Source organism: Pseudomonas sp. 300 (genome assembly GCF_055803035.1).
This window is the reverse complement of the sequence record NZ_JAVLRV010000002.1, coordinates 690,343-708,793: the sequence shown is the minus strand read 5'-3', so window position 1 is coordinate 708,793 and position 18,451 is coordinate 690,343. Positions and strand designations below refer to the sequence as shown.

Below are 18,451 nucleotides of genomic sequence, written 5' to 3'. Positions count from 1 at the left end.
GTTGTCAAAGGCTCCGGGAATCGCTGGAATTTTTTGCACCCGCCGCCACGTCAATCACGAACGCAAGCAGCATGGCCGCAGTCCCCATCATGAATAGCAAGCTGTAGTTGCCGTCGCTGTAGGAGAACAGGAACGACAAGCCATAGGCGGCGACCGCTTGAAACAAGGCAAATCCCACTGTGGCTGTTTGCCAGGCCGGACGCTGTTGGGCGGGATGGTGGGCGAGTATTTCATGGAGCCGACCCAATACCAGCGGCACGGTCCCGGTCACAAACGCCCCGACGATGACGCTGGATGCCATCAACCAGCCGGCGTCGAGCCCAAGGACGGGGACAATCACCGCGAATGCCTCGACGATGAACGACAGCCGTAACGCGCGCCCGAAACCGATCCGGTCCGCCAGTGCACCGGCCAACAGTGGTCCGACAGTCGCGCCGATGCCGAAAAGAACCCAGTACTGCGCCCCCACCTGAAGACCTTCGCCCCTGCCCCGGGCAACGAAATCAACCAGGAAAATCATGTGCGGTACCCAACCGGCAGCGTTGAGGGCGTATTCAACGTACAACGCCTTGAGCGTTCCGCTGCGTGCCGGGCGCGGGTGGTGGGTGGTTTCGGTGGCTGGCGCCTGCTCCTTCGGCCAGCCCCGCCAGGCAAGGGCGGTAAGCAGCAGGGAGATCACACCAAGGCCGAGCCACGTTTCGCCAAGACCCTGTTGCAGCAAGAGCGGCACCAGCGTTCCGGACAGGGCAATGCCAACACCCACACCCATGAAAATCACCCCGGCAACCAAACCGCGCCGGGACGGCGGCACATGGGCCAAAACCGTTGGAGCGGCCAACACCATCAGCGCGCCACCGGCGGTTCCGGAGAGGAATCGCCACGCGAAGAACCACGCGAACGACACGGGATAGGCGCACGCGAAAAACGCCACACTGACCAGCAGCATCATGGCTCTGAGCATGAACGTCGTTGAGGTTTTAGCCGCCAGGGAACGGCCGAAAATAGCGCCGCCCAGATACCCGGCAAGGTTGGCGGCGCCCAGGTAAGCGGCCTTGGACGGATCAAACCAGTGGGCGCCAATAATCGCCGGAAGCAGCGGCGTATAAGCGAACCGCGCAAGGCCGATGCCCCCCAGGCTCGCAGCAAAGCCTGCCACCGTTGCCCAGCCTGCGCTGGCCGGGTGCATCGCGGGCTGCGCATTGGCGATCGTTGTGTTCAACCTGTTCATCATCCGCCCTTCTCTATTTCAGATAGGGCAAACACTACGCGCGCGGGAAGTATCTCAAGAAGCGAATTAATCTGATCAGGGTTATCTCTAATTGAGATACCAGGCACCACGGCCAATCGGGATATCAACCGGGGCCTTGATCCTCGACGAACAACTTCGCGTCGCAGATAATGCACGACCGATGCCCCTGGCAGCTTGCCCACCGGGTAACTTATCTCGTGTGCAGCAAATCGAGTCTGACGACGCCCCTGTCATTTGACCTTGCATCAAGGAGATGCGATTACATGATCACGTGCTATCTGAAATACGTGCTGGACCCGTACCAGATCCCCGCATTCGAACACTATGCAAAGTTGTGGATTCCATTGGTGGAAAAATTCGGCGGCCAGCACCACGGCTATTTCCTGCCATCCGAGGGTGCCAATAACATTGCGTTGGCGATGTTCACCTTTGCGAGCTTTGCCGAGTACGAGCGCTATCGGCAGGACTCCATGAACGATCCGGACTGCCTCGCGGCGTTCAAGTACGCCGAAGAGAAAAAATTCATCCTCAGCTACGAGCGAAGTTTCTTCCGCCCGGTGTTCGGGGATCAGGTATAGACCCGTCAGGAAAGTCTTTGCAGACGTTCCCTCATGCCGTCATGACGGGAACAGGTCCAGGGTGCGCTCCACCTCTTGAACGTCGATCTTGAAGCCGTCGCCCTCTGGCGTTCCGACCACAAAGCCGAAATTCTGCCCGTCGCGATCCGTCAGGTACTTGTAGTAACTGACGAAACGGTTCGGTGGCTGCAGTGTCAGCAACGAACCACCCGGCTGGAGCACATTGACACCGTGCACCAGCTGACTGCCTTCGACCCCCACCACCGTCCGCGCCCCGGCGCACATCGCCACGATGGTCGGGACATCGGTTTTCAAAGGATCGAGAATGCGAAACCCCCTGCTCTTGCGCAGATGTTCAGCGATCTCGAGCTCATTGCGCAAAAAGCGCAAGTCGCCGTCGCCACCGCGCAGAATAAACACGCCGGGGTGAGCGTCATGCTTGACGTGCGACAGCAGTTTTTCACCCATGGCCCGGTACCGCAGATGTCTGTTTCGATTGTTGCTCATGTCGTCGAACAGCACGACCTCACGCAAAAACGCACTGCGCAAGCGCACCGGTTTCATGCCAAACCAGTCTTCGTAAGCGGGAGCCTGGGTAAATAACGGAAACTTCGCGGAGGGCGCGGTAGTTACCGGCACGCCCTCATCGCAGGCCAGGGAATAGGTCGGGCAGTCTTCCATCAACCAGGTGCCAAACCAGGTATTGCCATTTTGCGTGCAATAGACGGCTGCGCGATCGATCTCGGTGTCCACGACAATGCGCGGAAACATCCCCGGCTTGAGCGACAGCCACAGACTGGCGTTGTCCTTGTAGAGCGCGCCATCGATCAGCCAGACATCCTTGAGCAAGTAGCCACGGGTCGGGCCCTGTTCTACGTTGCCTAACCCTTGCATCGTGCGCGAGGGATGCTCGAAAGGATAAAAGCGCTTCGCCTCCCACCCTGTCACACGGTCCATTTGACCGGGCAGGAAGAAGGCCGGTGGAGAATACGAGGTCTCACCGGGAGCAATGTCCCAACTTTTCAGCGCGACGCTTTTCAAGTTGATGTCCGCCTGGCGCGCGAGTCTTCTTCTCGCCATATTTTTGTAGGCGGCCAGGGTCCATTTTTTCCGGTTACCAGCAGTCGACGTGCTGATTGGTGAAACATCGCTTTCCATCATGAGTCCTCCCTGCTGGGCAGGGTCAATAGTCAGGTGCGAGCACTGTAAGTATTCAGTCCTGGAAATGGCTCAGTTGGATGGAATCCGTTCCATGACGGGTGAGGTCTGCAAATTGGCGTAGCGACTGCGCAAGGTGTCGAGAAACTGTTCGCCCGAGCCCTTGGCGCAATAGAGATAAATCTTGTGCAGCCCGCCAAAGACCATTTCGTGATAACGACTGGCGATCTCCTCATCGCTGGGCCCGTCCGGCAGGCCAAGGTGCAGGGTTATTTCCTTGCCTTCGACAGCAAACAGCGGCGTGTCCCAGAGGAATCTGGCTTTCCCGGTCTTGGGCAGACGGACGAACATGTACGCGTGGTTTCCCAGGGAGTCGATATCGCCACCGCGCCGTCTTTTCCATTTCAAGAGTCCATCATCCGGGCGGGCCACGCAAAGACCGATGTCGTAATAATCGAAGCCATTTTCGATGGCCCATTCAAGTGCCATGAAGGTGGTAATCGAGTTCACCTCGCGCAGTTTTTTCGCATCCGAAAAAATCGCCTCGATGTATCCGAAACGTAGCGTGCTCCAATAGCGTTTTCCGCCCCGAGTGATGACGCAACCCAGGTGGCAGGCAACCACCTCGTCTTCCAGCATGATCAGGTCGAGCCGGCCGACAGTCTTGGCGATCCTCAAGACCTCCTGAGCGGGGAATTGCGCAGCATGGATGCCTTGCCTTGCTTCGGCATAAGGTCGAAGCATTTCCCTGTCGGCCTTTTCTATGTCCTCATCCAGCAGCGTCTGGACCATCCGGTAGCGCGGGCGGTTCTTGCGGATGTTTCGACGCAACTCGCTATCGTACTTTGCAGTGATATCGTCGATGGAGCGCCCCAGCGGTACGACGGCACTCAGGTAGAGGGGCACATTCAAGGCCCCCGGGGACGGGGCTTCACTGACCACCACCACGTGATTCGACGCGGCCGGTCCGGGTTCGCCATCGGTCGTATCGGACGGCCCCTGGGACTTCCCGCCGATGAGCAGCCTGGCCATTTCCCGCTGCTTTTTCCTGCCGATGTAGAGGAATTCGTATGGACTGTCCTTCTGCAGCCTGAACCGGGCAATCTCCCAACGCCAGAAACACGCACGCCCCAGGATGTCCTGCAACCAGGTTGCCGCGTTCCTGATCTCATAGCGTAATGAAGGAGAAATCAGTTTTCGGATAACGGCCGACAGCTTCTCTTTCATTTCTTTGTCATCCTTTGAGTTATCTGTCATGAGATCAGGACAAGATCCAGGCGGGGCTTGAAAAATATTCTTAACCTTTGAAATTAAAGAAATTTCTTATCAAGTTACACTTCCCCGTCAGTACTATTAAAGTTCAAGGCAGGGACTTTGCAAGCGACGTTCGGGTAGCGTCAACCGTATATTTCATGACGCCAGAATTTCTGCTCTTTTGGACAAAAGAGCAGACCCGGCAAATACCCCAAAAATACGCCAAACCGAGCCAAGAGCAGGCGTCATGCCGTCTAGACTGCAGGATACAAACACGCCTCTGGCCAATTGATTCTGGGGACGAGTGCAGAAATGAATGCGGGCGTCACTGACAGTGTCCGCTCAACGCGCACTTGCCCTATTCTTCTCTCCAACCCACAACTCCGGACATCGACATGCCCGCCCCCGAATCGACCCTCCTCGAAAGCTGGCACCACAACGCCCAATCCTGGGTCGACGCAGTCCGCACCGGGGCCATCGAAAGCCGCCTCAAGGTCACCGACCAGGCCATCCTGTTGGCGGTGGCAGGCCGTCAGCCCGAGCGCGTCCTCGATCTGGGCTGCGGCGAGGGCTGGCTGTTGCGCGCGCTCGCTGAACGGGCGATCAACGTGGTCGGTGTGGATGGCGATGCGACGCTGGCCGAGGCGGCGCGGGCGGCGGGCTCTTCGCCGGTGCATCTGGCGACTTATGAAGAGTTGGCGGAAGCGAAAGTGGAGATCGGCAGCAACTACGACCTGATCTGCGCCAACTTCGCCTTGCTGCACCAGGACATCATCCCTCTACTCGCCGCCATGAACGCCCTGCTCGCCCCCGGCGGCGCACTGGTGATCCAGACGCTGCATCCGTGGAGTGCAGCGGCGGGCGACTATCAGGATGGTTGGCGGCAAGAGACTTTCACCGGGTTCAAGGGACAGTGGCAGCCCATGCCGTGGTACTTCCGCACCTTGTCCAGTTGGCTCAACGCGTTGGACATGGCTGGCTTTCAGCTGACCAGCCTGCAAGAGCCACAGCACCCGCAAAGTCCTGTGCCGCAGTCGTTGTTGTTGGTGGCTGAAGTGCGGCGGTGAGTCTGTTTGATGGATGTCGGCGGGGTGTTGTTTGGTTGAAGACTCACTAGCGGATCTCGGGCGATTGCTGCGCTTCACTAAAGGCGGCAATCGGCCCAGAGTGTGTAAAAACGCGTCGCCAAAATTGAAGTGTGCGCATCTACGTTGAATCTGAAATTTATCGGCACATCAGCAGATGTGGATTTTGCGTAGAAGCGCGATTTCCAGTCTGGTTTTGAGTACCTGTCGCGCTGAAAAACGTTTTTACACAGCCTCGGCCAAAAGCGGACGGTCGGATCAGGTCCAGTTTGGCAGTAAAAAAGGCGGTCGATCGACAAACCTCACCTGGAGCCTTAGGCTCAACTACAACACAAATCTTAAAACAAGCAGCGACTGTCGCCGGTAAAAGAAAAGTCGCTTGCCCCAAGGTATTCCAAGGAGTGGTATGGGCATTTTGGATCGGTTGTTTGGTGGGCGCTTTACCATGCCTCCACCCGAGGAAACTAACCTCAGCGCTTCAGCGATCATGAAAGAATTACGGCCCGGCCCACCCGATCCCGCACAGAAAAAGGCACTCGAGACTTTTGCCCTGGCGCTGTTGGCGGTGGTTCCAGAAAAAGAAGGCGCCAGACTTGTCAGGCGCGTCATGCGTAGATACGCGATGGGAGATGACGCATGCAGTGCTTTCACAGATGGATTGTTGGATGGTTCAAAGGCGCAAAAACTTGAACACCTCGTTTTAATGAGCCTGGATTGGAAAGGTTTTGATGTGTTTGAATATCAGGTTCCTTATCTGGTTAGCGCCAACCAATTGAAAGAGCCCTACGTCTACGTGCGAAACGGTGCCTCATCAATGCCAGAGGTGCTTGATGAATTCGACCGATGGTTGGTTCGGTTTGGTAAACGTTATCTTCACTTGGACTCCGGTGGTGAAAATTACGATGGTTTTATTGTTGACGCTGACCGAGTGGAAGAGACCATTGAGTTGGCCAGCCGTGCGGGCATTAAAGTCAGTCTCGAGAACTTCTGACGTTGAGCAGTGCATAAGCGAAAATGGGCGGTGTGACGACCGTGGTGTCAGTGTTTACGAAAGGCCGCTGTGGGTCGAATAGCGACGGTCTAGTATCGACCGTCACTAGGGGGTGGTTAGACTTCTGTCTGCTCCGCCATTTCCAGGGCATCATCGACCTCGATTCCCAGGTATCTGACGGTGCTTTCAAGCTTCGTATGACCTAGCAGGAGTTGGACAGCTCTTAGGTTCTTCGTCCTGCGATAGATCAGCGAGGCCTTGGTTCGCCGGAGCGTGTGAGTGCCGTACATGCTTGGATCAAGGCCAATGGCGGTCACCCATGCTTTTACTATTCGAGCATATTGTCTGGTGGAGAGATGATCTGAGCTGTGCAGCCGGGTCGGAAACAAAAAATCCTCGCTGCGGAGGTAGGCCTGTCGCATCCAAGCTTCCAGAACCGTTCGGGTTTGCTCAGTGATTTCAAATTGCACTGGGTACTGGGTTTTCTGCTGCATCACGATGGCCCGTGACGACACATGTTCTCCATGGGCTATATCCCTTACTCGCAGCTTGGTTAAATCACAGGCACGCAGTTTGCTGTCAATAGCCAAGTTGAAGAGCGCCAGATCCCGTGTCTTCTCCGCGAGCTGGAGTCTGACCCGAATGGCCCAGATATCTCTGACTCGAAGCGGGGCTTTCTGCCCGACAAGCTTTCCCTTGTTCCAAGGCTGATGTCTGTTTTTAGCAATAATGTTCATGGCTCGTCCTCCACGTTGAGGGAGGACAAGGGTGGATCAATCACAATGAGTGGAGGTCGCTAACCGACCCGAAGCTGCCCGTCGCACAGGGAAACAATCTGCGGGAACCGGTCATCTTGAGGAAATCCATCGAGACGGTTTGCATCATGAATCGCGATTGGCAAATCACCACTCTATGAAGGCATAATGCTACCGCTCGTGGTTTGACATTAAAAATGTTTTTCCCGAATTAGCTGGCGGTCCCAATTTATCAGTCACCAGTTTTACATGGAGGTGTGCATGGCGCATTTAACAGACATGGAAGAGTTAGTATCTTCCATAAAAAATGAAGATATTCGGGACTATATGAGCGAGTCACTTGCTTGCTACATGGCGGGCGCTTATCGAGCCTCGGTAGTTCTTACGTTCATAGCATTGTTCGACGATATTATAGATAAGCTTGGAGAGCTTGGGAGGGTCAATAAAAAAGCTAAAACCATATTTGATACAGCCTCGCAAAAACGTACAGATCAAGATGTATTTGAAACATATTTGATTGATCAGCTGAAGTCTAACCTGCTATTTTCTACTCTTGATGCTGAATTCCTTGAAATACTTCGTAAGCTGAGGAATAAAGCTGCGCATCCGTCAGGTCATCATGCTTCCGCGGAGGAGGCACGTTTTGTATATCACGAGTCAGTATCTCGATTTTTATCTCGCCCTATACTGTCTACCACCCAGCTTGCGGATGAGATATTAGCCTCGTTAAGTAATGCAAATATGTTCCCGTCAACAAACATTGATATTATTACAAAGGTCGTCAAAAAAGAGCTTGAAAATATTCATTTTGAGGTTTACCCGTACTTGATCTCAAAGGTGTTAGACAAAACGCAAGAGACCGATACCGAAACATCAAAGAATTCACGATTTTTTCTAACTGGCATGGCTCGCGCGGGAGATCTTTCAGCGATTGCGGCACTAAAAAAATATGTCATCGAAAAGAAAATTTCTAACAAAGCATATAAAAATGCGATTTTTTCATTGCTATGTTCTAATGGAAAGCTATTTTCGGATTTAGACGAAGTAACGTATCATAGAGTATCTGTTTTAGTGGCAGAACAAATTGCCGCTGTAGAACTTACCGTTGAACATACCCGATTTTCCCACCCAGCAACACTTTTCATTTCTCTGTTCACTGAAAATGCCCATGCTTTTGTAATTGAAAAACTCGGCGGCGAATTTGATGCGTTTCTCGAAAAATTCACTTATAGCGCTTATTTCTGCGGCCACGTCTACAAATTTGAAACCGCAAAAGCCCTACTGTTAACTAAATTTTTTAATAGAGCGGGCTCAAGTGACTTCCAAACAGCTAATAGCTTTATAAAAAACGCATCCGATATTGAAAAATCAATGGGCAATTCATTTCTCCCTGTTGAAGCATTTACGTTAATCATCAATATAATTCAGGCAGCGAACTGGGGCGCGTTCGCAGCAGTGGACATGCGCAATGCGTCTTTCGGTACAATTCCAAAATTTAAAAAACTTGCTAATGATTTTTTAAATAAACAGCCTGGGGAGGCCAAGGTTATTGCAGCTAAGTTATTTCACGTAAAAGAGGACAATTTGGACGTTTATTTCGACTATTTTAAACAGACTCAGGATTAATGCGCGTCTATTTTTAGGCTTGCTGCTTCGTGCACTGGCTAGGAGGTTTGCGCGTCATGACAGGCAGAGTCCGCTTCTGGCCGATTTCTGCCTGCCGTGGGAGCAGCAGCCCCCCAAAGCGGACAGATCGACCCAGAACTTGAGTCGATCTATCAATGCCGGTTAGAAACGCCAGTCCTCAGCGTGAACGACACGACAGAATGGGCCTCCCAGGGTTGCATTGTGATGAGCGACGATAATTTCAGCCTTCAATGCGGGAGTGTCGGTGCAGGTATGGCCATCGGCGATCAGCACTGCATCGAATCCAAGATCTCGTGCGGCGCGGCAGGTGCTATCGACACAATACTGGGTCTTCATTCCGGCAATAACCACGCCTTGAGAACCACAAGCCTTTAGTCGATCGGCCAGGTCTGTCATGGCGAAAGCGTTAGGTCGGCTTTTTTTGAAAATCACTTCGTCGCCTTGCAGCAACAGTTCCTGCACCAGTTGCGTCAACGGGCTTCCAGGCTCGATAGGCGAGCCGAGCGGACCCACGTGGCGAGCAAGAAAAATTGGCGCGCCGGCCCTGCGGGCTTTATTCAACAGACTATTCAACGTATTCAGCAGCGCCTCACCAGCCCATGGTTTATCCGGGCCATGAAACAATCCAACCTGCATATCGAGAATCAACAGTGCATGCATAGTGCTTTTCCTTGCGTTTGGACCAGCGACACAAGGGCAAAAGAAAAGGCCCTATCCATCACTGGCGGGCCTTTGAAGTTCGTGCGTTATTGGCTCACGACACCTCTCACGACCCGCCTCGGGCGGTCGTGGGAGTGGTGGTCGAGGCAATACGTAGCTGATTCATAAGTGGACAGTATCTGCACGGTGCCTGGTTGGCAAGGGGACAAGATCTACGCGATGGCTACTTGTTGTATTGCTCGTTGAGGTCCGCTTTTGGCCCAGAGTGTGTAAAAACGCTTTCGTATATCGAGTGCGTCATTCAGGCGCTCCTGGGCGATGCAATTGTCCAAGCGTTTTCCGTGATAAACATTAATGACCTTCCAAAGCGGTTATGTAGCGGTTGAGCGCCTTCTGGGGCAGAGAAAACCGAGACTTTACACCGCCATCGCCTTCAGCAAGCTTGCTGTACCGATAATGCTCATAACTCGCTTCATGTTGTAGGCGAGTACATTCAGACTCATCCCAGCGCTTACCCCAACCAGTTTGCGCGTCAGGAAATGCGTTGAGCCCATCCATTGTTTGAGCGTCCCGAAGGGATGCTCAACTGTCCTTTTTCGGATTCGCATCATGTCCGGCGCATCATTCAACCGACGCTGCATTTCCTCGAGCACCGTTTCATGTTCCCAGCGCCTTACTCGACGATTTTTGCTCGGCGTGCACCGCGTTTTCAGCGCGCAACCCTGGCATTTCGAACTCCAATAACAGTGCATATTCATGCCTTTCTCAATACTGGAGAAGCGCCAAGGCAGCGCCTCTCCAGCCGGGCAGATGTATTCGTTTTTCGTCGCGTCATAAACGAACGCATCTTTGTTGAATCGACCATCCGCCTTGGCGCTTGAAGTCATCGGCTTTGGCACGTAGGCAGTGATGTCCGCGTCGTGACAGGCAAGGATTTCTTCACTCTTGAAGTAACCTCGGTCAGCTACCACCGCCAGCGTTTCGGACGCCATGGCATCGCGAGCCTGCTTCGCCATCGAGCTGAGTTGATCTCGGTCGGAACCGAAGTTGGTGACCTCATGAGCAACGATCAAATGGTTCTGGGTGTCGACCGCTGTTTGCACGTTGTAGCCGACAATTCCCGTGCCGCGCGTCATCATGGAGCGGGCGTCTGGAAAGGTCAGTGAGACCTGTTTATCCGGCGATTCGTTGAGCTGGATTTCGATCGCTTTAAGCTCTTTCATTTGCGTCTTCAGCTTGGCAATTTTCTCCTCCAGCCGCACGGCGCTGGGCTCGGAGGCTGTTGGCTCTTGCCGATCGGCAGCATCGAGTGCTGTCAGGTAACGGTTGATGCTCGATTCAATTTCTTCCATTCGCCGCTTCAGTTTGGCGCTGGTGAAATTGCGGTCGCGGTTGTTGACTGCTTTGAATTTACTGCCATCGATGGCGACCAGATTTTCTCCGAAAAGTCCCAACTGCTGACAGAGCACAACGAACTGGCGACAGACGCCTCGAATGGCCTTGCTGTTGTCTTTTCGGAAGTTGGCGATGGTCTTTAAATCCGGCATCAAACGCCCGGTCAACCACATCAGCTCGACGTTGCGTTGAGCTTCTCGCTCCAGGCGTCGGCTCGACTGGATGCGGTTGAGATAGCCGTAGATGTATATCTTCAACAGGATCGCGGGGTGGTAAGCGGGACGGCCTGTGTCAGCCGGAATAGCACCGTCAAAACCCAAGGAAACCAGGTTGAGTTCGTCGACAAAAACGTCGACTACGCGCACCGGATTGGTATCGCTAACGTAGTCGTCGAGGCTCTCGGGAAGTAAGGTGCCTTGGCCTCGATGTTCACCTTGGATAAAGCGCTTCATGGGCGATCCCTGCGATGAAATCCTCAGAAATCATAGCAAGGGTTCGCGAAGGTGTTTTTACACACTCTGGGCCGACTGCTGCCCTTTCTTACAGGCAGAAATTGGCCGATTCTTGCCTGTCATGAGGGGCAAAAAACGACCCATAGCAGTCACCTGTTTTTGTGCGAACGCCTTGATGAGAGTCGGAGTAGGCGTTCCATTGGCCTGGTAACGAGTCTAAGGCGAAGCCGATTGTCTTGCGAGCTAACGCCATAATGAAACCGATGTCACACTGAACCGGTAGGAACAACAGCACGTAGTTCCAGTCACGTCGATGATGGGGGTACGACTCCAATGAGCAACCTAGACGATTTTCGCCTCCAGTCTCACGAGCTTTTGCTCCAGCTTGACGCCGCAACCACCCATTTAATGATGCTTGTATCGGCACGGCAGGTAGAGGGCGCTTCGTGGATTGAAGCTACCAATAGCCAGAAGCTGGCATATGAGGCGTGGGCTACGTTTCTTAACGCACCAAAAATTGACCCAATGCCTGTTCTGGATGGCCGGGCGGCGGGTAGCTACGCACCATCGGCAGACTGAGAGTTCTTCTACTGGTTAAGTAGTCAAGGATGCTTAGATGATCAATCTCGCCCTACTCCGGATACTGCTGAGTCGGGCCGATAGATTCTTTGGCGGCATGAACCTACTAGATGATGCCATCGAGCTTTTTGCGGATCGCATCCAAGTCATCCCAAGGGTTACGCCGTTGTCCTGAGTAACCACAAGCTGAGGAATGGACGAACGCTTCACTACGATTAATTTCCTTCTGCTGCGCTTGGCAGGATCGGCAAGACACGATGCCGTTAGTGATTTTCCAGCGGCCGTTCCAATCAGTCAGATCCTCGCTCGCCGTCATAAATCACCATTCCAGATATACACCCTACTTAGAGGGAGTAGTCGGTAACGGGTAAGGTTCCCGAACCTCTTGGGCATGACTTTAAGCGATCTGAAATCTTCTCTGGGGCGGCAATCAGGCCATTGTGCGGAATAGCTGCTCCGAGTTTTTCGCTTCACACTCAGCCTCAGCTTCCATTCGTGTTGGAAATGACGCGCGCAGTCGACACTTTTCCTTGTTGTCGTAGATGTCGTAGCCACAAGGCGCCATGCTGGAGTAGAAGCGGGAGCCATCACGTACCGATCCCGTTTCCTTTGGTATCTCTGGAACGACAACAAATCTCGATGCCATTTCATCACCTATATGCTGACCTTCGCTATATGGTTTAGCGGCATATAGCCATTACATCAAGCCTTTCGAAATTGGAGTCGACGGGTGGATGCCTTGATCCGCTAGATGGTCAGTTTAGGTATCTCCTCGGTGACTCATGGTCTGGTTGTTAGTACTCGCAGAAGGGTACTGCTGCTGTCATACCTGTGAAGAATCTCCACACAAATATCTGAACATGACGTCGCAAGCAGATGACTGCTTTTGGCCGATTTCTGCCGGCTGCTACCCTCCGTAACTGGTCGTTATCGACCGAACGTAAAGAGGCACGAACTTTTAACCCCCCTCTCCCACAACTCAGCAGCCACCTGCGAGCATTGCTACGTCCAGTAATCGACCTGATGATGCCAACCGCTCGACAGAAGTCGCAATCAATCCCGAGCAATCTTGTCATTTGCCAAAGCTTAGGGCAGGGTCGATACCACTGACATCTCTGCCAAAGGAGTCACCCATGTCAAAGCTATATCCCAGCATCGATCCTGAGGGGTTGGTCGAGTACTCAGTGGTCTACACCGACCGCTCGCTCAACCACATGTCGCAGTCATTTCAAGGGGTGATGAAGAACATTTCCAGGACCCTGAAACAGGTCTACAACGCCCAGGGTGTTGCGGTGGTCCCGGGCAGCGGCACCTTCGGCATGGAAGCGGTGGCGCGACAGTTTGCCACCGACCAGCAATGCCTGGTGATACGCAACGGCTGGTTCAGTTATCGCTGGAGCCAGATCCTTGAGATGGGCAACATCCCGGCGGCCACCACGGTGCTGAAAGCCCGACCGGTCGACACCGGTCGCCAGGCTGCCTACGCCCCACCCCCTCTGGACGAAGTGCTGGCAGCCATTGCGGCGCAGAAGCCGCAGATTGTCTTCGCCCCCCACGTTGAAACCTCATCAGGGATTATCCTGCCCGACGACTACCTGCGAGCAGTCGGTGACGCCGTGCATGCGGTAGGTGGCCTGTTCGTGCTGGACTGCATCGCCTCAGGCACGCTTTGGGTGGATATGCACAAATGCGCAGTCGACCTGCTGATCAGCGCACCGCAGAAAGGCTGGAGCGCCTCCCCTTGCTGCGCCCTGGTGATGCTCAGTGCTTTGGCCCTGGAGCGCATCGAGCAGACGCAGAGCAGCAGCTTCGCCTGCGACCTGAAAAAGTGGCTTCAGATCATGCAGGCCTACGAACAGGGCGGACATGCCTACCATGCGACCATGCCCAGCGATTCCCTCGCGCGCTTCAACGAAGTGATGAAAGAGACGCAAGCCTACGGTTTCGACAAGGTCCGCGGCGACCAACAGGCTCTGGGCGATCGGGTGCGCGCAATGTTGACCGGCAAAGGCATCAAAAGCGTGGCCGCAGCCGGCTTTCAGGCCCCTGGCGTCGTGGTGAGCTACACCGATGATGCCGACATCAAGAGCGGCAAGAAATTTGCCAGCCACGGCCTGCAGATCGCCGCCGGAGTGCCGTTGCAATGCGACGAACCGGCCGACTTCCAGACCTTCCGCATCGGCCTGTTCGGACTCGAAAAGCTGCAAAATATCGAGCGCACGGTCAGCACCCTCGAACAGGCACTGGACGAGGTGATGGAAAACTAAGCCCTAATCTTGCCTGCCGCACATACCGAACGTGTGAATTCCAGGAAGTCATCCTGCCCTGGGCACTGCCGGCCCAGGGCGCTGATCTTCGACGAATATGACGCTGGTTGTCCGGACGTCATGTTAGAACCACAAGGGAAAGCCTGTGCACGCGTCTTGCTGACACGTGCGCCCTTCAGCGCTATGAAAAAAGGGTTCCAACGAAGCCTTTCACGGAGCGGATGATTGGCGGCTGTATGACTTGGATCGACCCATTCGGTGTAGGAATTGAGTGCTGCCGAGAATTTAGCGACGCGCGAACTCTATTTATTCAGTTATCCAATTTAGCTCAGGACTTAGGCCCGCCACGGTGGAAGAGCCCCTTCGAAAAGTGAAAAGGCTCGACTCAGGAAACTGTTGAAGCGAGCGGCATCACGCCGCAGCCCTGCCTGTTGACCACCAATCAGGCACAGATGGGCCACCCGACCAATCACTTCAGCTTCGCCTGGCATAGGGACCAAGCGGCGGCACGTCCGTATCGCGAAGTCCAGTCGTCTTGTGTCAACACGCTGCTGAAACTCGCCTACCAACGGATCGTGCAGCGACCAGGCTCGGATGGACACTTCCCGCCCAGGTTGTTTCTCAGCGGCAATACTCAAGTAGCGTTTCAAGATTTCGTCCGCGCTACGACCCTGCGCCGCATAAGCGAGCATGCGCTCCGTGTAGTCTTCTTCCCAAGCGGCCAGCAAGGTGCGGACAAAGTCTTCGCGATTACGGAAATGGTGATAGAACGATCCGCGGGTCACATTCAATCGACGCGATAGACTCTCGGCCGAAACACCAATATGTCCTATTTGGTCGAGGGCCTCAAAACCAGCCGCGATCCAATGGTTGCGAGTTAGTTTTCCCACCCGTTATTTCGCTCCATATTTAGCGCCATACAGACTGTGTATGGTGCGCAACCGATTGATACGCTGCGAACACCAGCAAAGATGGCCGTTGCGTTTTGCACGCTAGCACTTTTCATGGAGCTCGCCTTGAAGAAAATCGTTCTGGTTGCTTTCGACCAATTCACTGATATCGACCTATTCCTGATGTGGGACATTTTGGGTCGCAACACTGAGGACTGGCACGTCCGGATATTGGGTTCTAGCGCTATCGTGCGATCGGCGCACGGCCTGCCTGTTTCGGTGCACGGTCCGCTTTCCGAGGCTAATAGTGCCGACGCGGTATTGTTCGTCAGCGGCAAGGAAGGGATACCCGCTGCACTTGCCGCGGCAGACTTCCTGCCGTCGTTTGAACTTGACTCCAGACGCCAGCGAATCGGCTCCATATGCGCCGGAGCTTTCATTCTCGAACGGCTCGGGCTGCTCGGCGGCCAAGCAACTACACACCCGGATGCACGATCGAGCTTGCAAGCGCTGGGACTTGAGACCGTGGACCAGCCTCTTGTATGCCAAGGGAACGTTGCAACCGCTGGCGGATGTCTTTCGGCGCTCTATCTGGTGGGATGGTTGGTTGAATCCTGGTTCGATGTCGACAAGCGTCGTGCGACGTTGCTCCCTGTTCTGCCAGCTGGGCAGCAAGAGGTCTATGATGCCTTGATCGGGCTCAGTATCCGACAAGGAGCGTTATACGACAAACCATCGCAACAAGAAACGCGACATGGCATGTCGTCTAATTGGTAGTTAGAACTCAGGAGAGATCCCCGATGCCCCGAGAATTTGAGCTCATTATGTCCGTGCCAGTACCCTCGAGGTCCGGCATCACTCACCTTTACAAGTCGATGAACCTGGCGGACGCTTTTGCGATTCGGCTCCCGGCGGGCACCTCCAGCAATCCAGATTTGCTAGCTCGATTCATCCTTTCCCACCAGCCATTCTGGATCGGATGGCTCATGAAAGTCCGAGACACTATCGTTGCCTGCTTTGGTCTCAAGACAGCCAAACATTTGGCATCACTTGCTCATCGGATTCAAATCTTCAAGGTCTACAGCTCGAACCAGACTGAAATCGTGTTGGGAGAGGACGACAAGCACCTCGACTTCCGGATATCGATCCTGTGTTCGGGAGAGGCAGAGCCAGAAGGCAGTCGCCAACTGGTTTTTTCAACCGTGGTCCAGTGCCACAACCGTCTAGGCCGGGCCTACATATTCGTTATTGCCCCATTTCACCGCTGGGTTGTTAAGGCCAGCCTCCGACGCGCAGCGCGCATCGGTTGGCCTCTGGCTACCTGCCCCTAAGGCTGGGAGCGCTGGTGATCAAGTTGCTGGACCGGATGGACCGATGTCGTGGAAGGGGTTTGCCTTGAAATAGCCCGGGGAGAGACTTTTGGTCTCGTCGGGGAATCGGGTTGCGGAAAATCCACGGTGGCCTACCGGCTGCTCGGTTACGGCGCAGCCAACAGCCGCGTGCAGACCGGTGAAGTGTTATTCGAAGGGGTCGACCTGCTCAAGCTCGACGCCCGTTCACTGGCAAAGCTTCGCGGCAACCGCATTGCGCTGGTCCCGCAGAATCCGACAACCGCGTTAAGCCCCGGCATGCGGGTCGGCCAGCAAATACGCGAGATGATCCTGACTCACCAGGCACTGCCGGACGGGCTCTCCATGGAACAGCGCATCACGGACTTGTTTGCCTTGGTCGGGTTGCCCGATGTCAGCCGGCGTTACCCCATGAGCTGTCGGGCGGGCAACAGCAACGGGTGACGATTGCCATGGCGGTTTCATGCAATCCGGACCTGCTGGTCCTTGACGAGCCGACCACAGGACTGAACGTCACCACGCAACGGCAGTTTATCCAGCTGCTGTCGGACCTGCGAAGTCGCATTGGCATGGCCATGCTCTATGTCACCCATGACCTCGCCCTGCTGGCGCAAATCGCCGACCGCATTGGCGTCATGTATGCCGGCAAGCTCGTTGAGGTCGCGCCTTGCGAGCGGTTGTTATCGCACCCTGCTCATCCGTATTCACGCGGGTTGATCGGATCGATCCCGACGGTACAACACGGCCATCGTGCGGGTCGCGGTCTTCGCGGGATGCTACGGCGGGATCAGATGGCCGAGGGCTGCAAATTCGAGCCGCGGTGCGACTTTGCGACAGCCACCTGTCGCTCGACGCCGCAAGAGCTGATACCTGTGGCGGACGCGCAATCCGTCGCCTGCATGCGCTGGCCCGACGTCGCCGACACTCCAGATCCAACACCGTCGGCGACGGGTAACCTGCGGCCCGATCGGGAGCCGGCACGATTATTATCAGTGGAGAATCTCTCGCTTTCCTACGCACGGTCCGGATGGTTCGCAGAGCTGTTGGGGAAAGTGCCGATCCCCATCGCACGGGATATCGATCTTGAACTGCGCGCCGGTGAGATCGTGGCGTTGGTGGGTGAATCGGGCAGCGGAAAATCAACGATCGCTCGCGCCATCAGCGGGCGACTCGCGCCTAAATCAGGCACCATCAGCGTTGACGGGAAGGCATTGGAGCCTACGCTCGCGGGCAGGTCGGTCGAGCAATTGCGGGAGATTCAATACATCTTCCAGAACCCGGATGCGTCACTCAATCCGCGCCGAAGTGTGCGGGCCATTCTTGAACGACCGCTGCACCATTTCGCGATCGAATCGACCCCTGAAAAACTTGAGACGGCACTGGGAAATGTCGGGCTGCATGCCGGGTATCTGAATCGTTTTCCCGAACAACTGTCCGGCGGCGAGCGCCAACGGGTCGCGATTGCACGTGCCCTGCTGGTCAACCCAAAACTGTTGATCTGCGATGAAATCCTCTCGGCGCTCGATGTTTCCGTGCAAACGAAAATTGTCGAGTTGCTCATGGCGCTCAAGGAACAGCATTGCGTTGCCATGCTGTTTATCTCACATGACCTCGCGGTCGTGCGGCAGTTGGCCGACCGAGTCGCCGTCCTCTATCGCGGCGAACTGATGCAGATGGTCGATACCGATGCACTCTTCAATTCGCCATTGCATCCGTATACGCAAATGCTCCTCGGTGCGGCACCGGGCCTGAGTAAAGATGACTACGTGCCAGAACCGCCGGCAATGCCAGACTCGCCATCGATTGGCGGCCGTGGCTGCCCGCTCGCCGGACGCTGCCCTCGACAGGTGGGTGCCCTGTGCGCCGAAAGCCGTCCGCCCACGCAGATGACGCAGAGTGGGTTCGTTCGCTGCCATATCCCGCTCGCCGAGCTGGCACATCGAACCGACGACTCAGCCACGCCTCGACCGGTGCAAGTAGCGGGGCCGACATCTCCTGTTTTGCAGTTTCAGTCGAGAGGTTGAACGACGTGGAAGAACTCCGGGCCATGACCGGGGGCGGCACAGGATCTGGACGATTCCCCAATCAACTGTAGGAGCCGGCTTGCTGGCGATAGCGGTGGGTCAGCCAGCCTGTTTATTG

General features: G+C 55.0%; 16 protein-coding genes and 1 pseudogene. 9 read left to right on the top strand and 8 right to left on the bottom strand.

Features of this window, described 5'->3' with window-relative positions; genetic code table 11:
- Nucleotides 1-4: 4 nt before the first annotated feature.
- Nucleotides 5-1,186, bottom strand: a complete 1,182-nt coding sequence (locus Q7W83_RS09490; RefSeq protein ID WP_473655915.1) for a YbfB/YjiJ family MFS transporter — start codon at nt 1,184-1,186, stop codon at nt 5-7.
- Nucleotides 1,187-1,512: 326 nt separating this feature from the next.
- Between Q7W83_RS09490 and Q7W83_RS09485 the strand changes: the two genes are divergently transcribed.
- Entirely contained in the window at nt 1,513-1,827 is a 315-nt protein-coding gene (locus Q7W83_RS09485; RefSeq protein ID WP_150631967.1) for an NIPSNAP family protein, read from the top strand.
- A 39-nt stretch (nt 1,828-1,866) separates the two neighbouring features.
- Here Q7W83_RS09485 and Q7W83_RS09480 read toward each other — a convergent pair whose 3' ends face one another.
- On the bottom strand, nt 1,867-2,985 hold the full coding sequence (locus tag Q7W83_RS09480; RefSeq protein WP_473657603.1) for a glycosyltransferase 61 family protein: 1,119 nt from the start codon (nt 2,983-2,985) through the stop codon (nt 1,867-1,869).
- A gap of 72 nt (nt 2,986-3,057) precedes the next feature.
- The gene (locus tag Q7W83_RS09475; RefSeq protein ID WP_458377632.1) at nt 3,058-4,212 is read right to left on the bottom strand and encodes a hypothetical protein; all 1,155 of its coding nucleotides are present in this window, start codon (nt 4,210-4,212) and stop codon (nt 3,058-3,060) included.
- 422 nt (nt 4,213-4,634) lie between these two features.
- Between Q7W83_RS09475 and Q7W83_RS09470 the strand changes: the two genes are divergently transcribed.
- Complete coding sequence (locus tag Q7W83_RS09470; protein ID WP_473655914.1) at nt 4,635-5,306, top strand: class I SAM-dependent methyltransferase; 672 nt, start codon at nt 4,635-4,637, stop codon at nt 5,304-5,306.
- Between the two features lie 424 nt (nt 5,307-5,730).
- The gene (locus tag Q7W83_RS09465) at nt 5,731-6,315 is read left to right on the top strand and encodes a DUF6630 family protein (protein WP_150631964.1); all 585 of its coding nucleotides are present in this window, start codon (nt 5,731-5,733) and stop codon (nt 6,313-6,315) included.
- Between the two features lie 116 nt (nt 6,316-6,431).
- Here the strand turns inward: Q7W83_RS09465 and Q7W83_RS09460 are convergent, their stop codons facing one another.
- Entirely contained in the window at nt 6,432-7,052 is a 621-nt protein-coding gene (locus Q7W83_RS09460) for a tyrosine-type recombinase/integrase (protein ID WP_473655913.1), read from the bottom strand.
- Between the two features lie 279 nt (nt 7,053-7,331).
- Here Q7W83_RS09460 and Q7W83_RS09455 point away from each other — a divergent pair, with 279 nt between their 5' ends.
- Nucleotides 7,332-8,696, top strand: coding sequence for a hypothetical protein (locus Q7W83_RS09455; RefSeq protein WP_473655912.1), 1,365 nt, complete (start codon nt 7,332-7,334; stop codon nt 8,694-8,696).
- Nucleotides 8,697-8,858: 162 nt separating this feature from the next.
- Here the strand turns inward: Q7W83_RS09455 and Q7W83_RS09450 are convergent, their stop codons facing one another.
- The 3 genes from Q7W83_RS09450 to Q7W83_RS09440 form a co-directional block, all read right to left on the bottom strand.
- Entirely contained in the window at nt 8,859-9,377 is a 519-nt protein-coding gene (locus tag Q7W83_RS09450; protein ID WP_150634380.1) for an isochorismatase family protein, read from the bottom strand.
- 416 nt (nt 9,378-9,793) lie between these two features.
- Nucleotides 9,794-11,224: an IS1182 family transposase gene (locus tag Q7W83_RS09445; RefSeq protein ID WP_473655911.1), complete on the bottom strand. Its 1,431-nt coding sequence runs from the start codon at nt 11,222-11,224 to the stop codon at nt 9,794-9,796.
- Between the two features lie 685 nt (nt 11,225-11,909).
- The gene (locus Q7W83_RS09440) at nt 11,910-12,119 is read right to left on the bottom strand and encodes a hypothetical protein (protein ID WP_473655910.1); all 210 of its coding nucleotides are present in this window, start codon (nt 12,117-12,119) and stop codon (nt 11,910-11,912) included.
- A gap of 817 nt (nt 12,120-12,936) precedes the next feature.
- Between Q7W83_RS09440 and Q7W83_RS09435 the strand changes: the two genes are divergently transcribed.
- Nucleotides 12,937-14,070, top strand: a complete 1,134-nt coding sequence (locus Q7W83_RS09435) for a pyridoxal-phosphate-dependent aminotransferase family protein (RefSeq protein ID WP_458377636.1) — start codon at nt 12,937-12,939, stop codon at nt 14,068-14,070.
- Nucleotides 14,071-14,405: 335 nt separating this feature from the next.
- Here the strand turns inward: Q7W83_RS09435 and Q7W83_RS09430 are convergent, their stop codons facing one another.
- Nucleotides 14,406-14,960: a TetR/AcrR family transcriptional regulator gene (locus Q7W83_RS09430; protein WP_150653217.1), complete on the bottom strand. Its 555-nt coding sequence runs from the start codon at nt 14,958-14,960 to the stop codon at nt 14,406-14,408.
- 126 nt (nt 14,961-15,086) lie between these two features.
- On the opposite strand from Q7W83_RS09430, the gene Q7W83_RS09425 reads away from it, so the two are divergent.
- The 4 genes and pseudogenes from Q7W83_RS09425 (at nt 15,087) to Q7W83_RS09410 (ending at nt 18,333) form a co-directional block, all read left to right on the top strand.
- A complete protein-coding gene (locus Q7W83_RS09425) occupies nt 15,087-15,737 on the top strand; it encodes a DJ-1/PfpI family protein (protein ID WP_191635029.1) in 651 nt (216 codons plus the stop codon).
- 23 nt (nt 15,738-15,760) lie between these two features.
- Nucleotides 15,761-16,291 carry a DUF2867 domain-containing protein gene (locus Q7W83_RS09420; protein ID WP_473655909.1) on the top strand — a complete coding sequence of 177 codons (531 nt, stop codon included), beginning with the start codon at nt 15,761-15,763 and terminating at the stop codon, nt 16,289-16,291.
- Between the two features lie 48 nt (nt 16,292-16,339).
- Nucleotides 16,340-16,752 (top strand): annotated as a pseudogene (locus tag Q7W83_RS09415) (ATP-binding cassette domain-containing protein); the annotation flags it as partial.
- Nucleotides 16,753-16,761: 9 nt separating this feature from the next.
- Complete coding sequence (locus Q7W83_RS09410) at nt 16,762-18,333, top strand: oligopeptide/dipeptide ABC transporter ATP-binding protein (RefSeq protein ID WP_473657601.1); 1,572 nt, start codon at nt 16,762-16,764, stop codon at nt 18,331-18,333.
- Nucleotides 18,334-18,451 lie beyond the last annotated feature (118 nt).

Coding starts and splice junctions, on each gene's coding strand:
- Q7W83_RS09490 (WP_473655915.1), bottom strand. CDS start 1,186: ATGCACCCGGCCAGCGCAGGCTGGGCAACGGTGGCAGGCTTTGCTGCG.
- Q7W83_RS09485 (WP_150631967.1), top strand. CDS start 1,513: ATGATCACGTGCTATCTGAAATACGTGCTGGACCCGTACCAGATCCCC.
- Q7W83_RS09480 (WP_473657603.1), bottom strand. CDS start 2,985: ATGGAAAGCGATGTTTCACCAATCAGCACGTCGACTGCTGGTAACCGG.
- Q7W83_RS09475 (WP_458377632.1), bottom strand. CDS start 4,212: ATGAAAGAGAAGCTGTCGGCCGTTATCCGAAAACTGATTTCTCCTTCA.
- Q7W83_RS09470 (WP_473655914.1), top strand. CDS start 4,635: ATGCCCGCCCCCGAATCGACCCTCCTCGAAAGCTGGCACCACAACGCC.
- Q7W83_RS09465 (WP_150631964.1), top strand. CDS start 5,731: ATGGGCATTTTGGATCGGTTGTTTGGTGGGCGCTTTACCATGCCTCCA.
- Q7W83_RS09460 (WP_473655913.1), bottom strand. CDS start 7,052: ATGAACATTATTGCTAAAAACAGACATCAGCCTTGGAACAAGGGAAAG.
- Q7W83_RS09455 (WP_473655912.1), top strand. CDS start 7,332: ATGGCGCATTTAACAGACATGGAAGAGTTAGTATCTTCCATAAAAAAT.
- Q7W83_RS09450 (WP_150634380.1), bottom strand. CDS start 9,377: ATGCATGCACTGTTGATTCTCGATATGCAGGTTGGATTGTTTCATGGC.
- Q7W83_RS09445 (WP_473655911.1), bottom strand. CDS start 11,224: ATGAAGCGCTTTATCCAAGGTGAACATCGAGGCCAAGGCACCTTACTT.
- Q7W83_RS09440 (WP_473655910.1), bottom strand. CDS start 12,119: ATGACGGCGAGCGAGGATCTGACTGATTGGAACGGCCGCTGGAAAATC.
- Q7W83_RS09435 (WP_458377636.1), top strand. CDS start 12,937: ATGTCAAAGCTATATCCCAGCATCGATCCTGAGGGGTTGGTCGAGTAC.
- Q7W83_RS09420 (WP_473655909.1), top strand. CDS start 15,761: ATGCCCCGAGAATTTGAGCTCATTATGTCCGTGCCAGTACCCTCGAGG.
- Q7W83_RS09410 (WP_473657601.1), top strand. CDS start 16,762: ATGGCGGTTTCATGCAATCCGGACCTGCTGGTCCTTGACGAGCCGACC.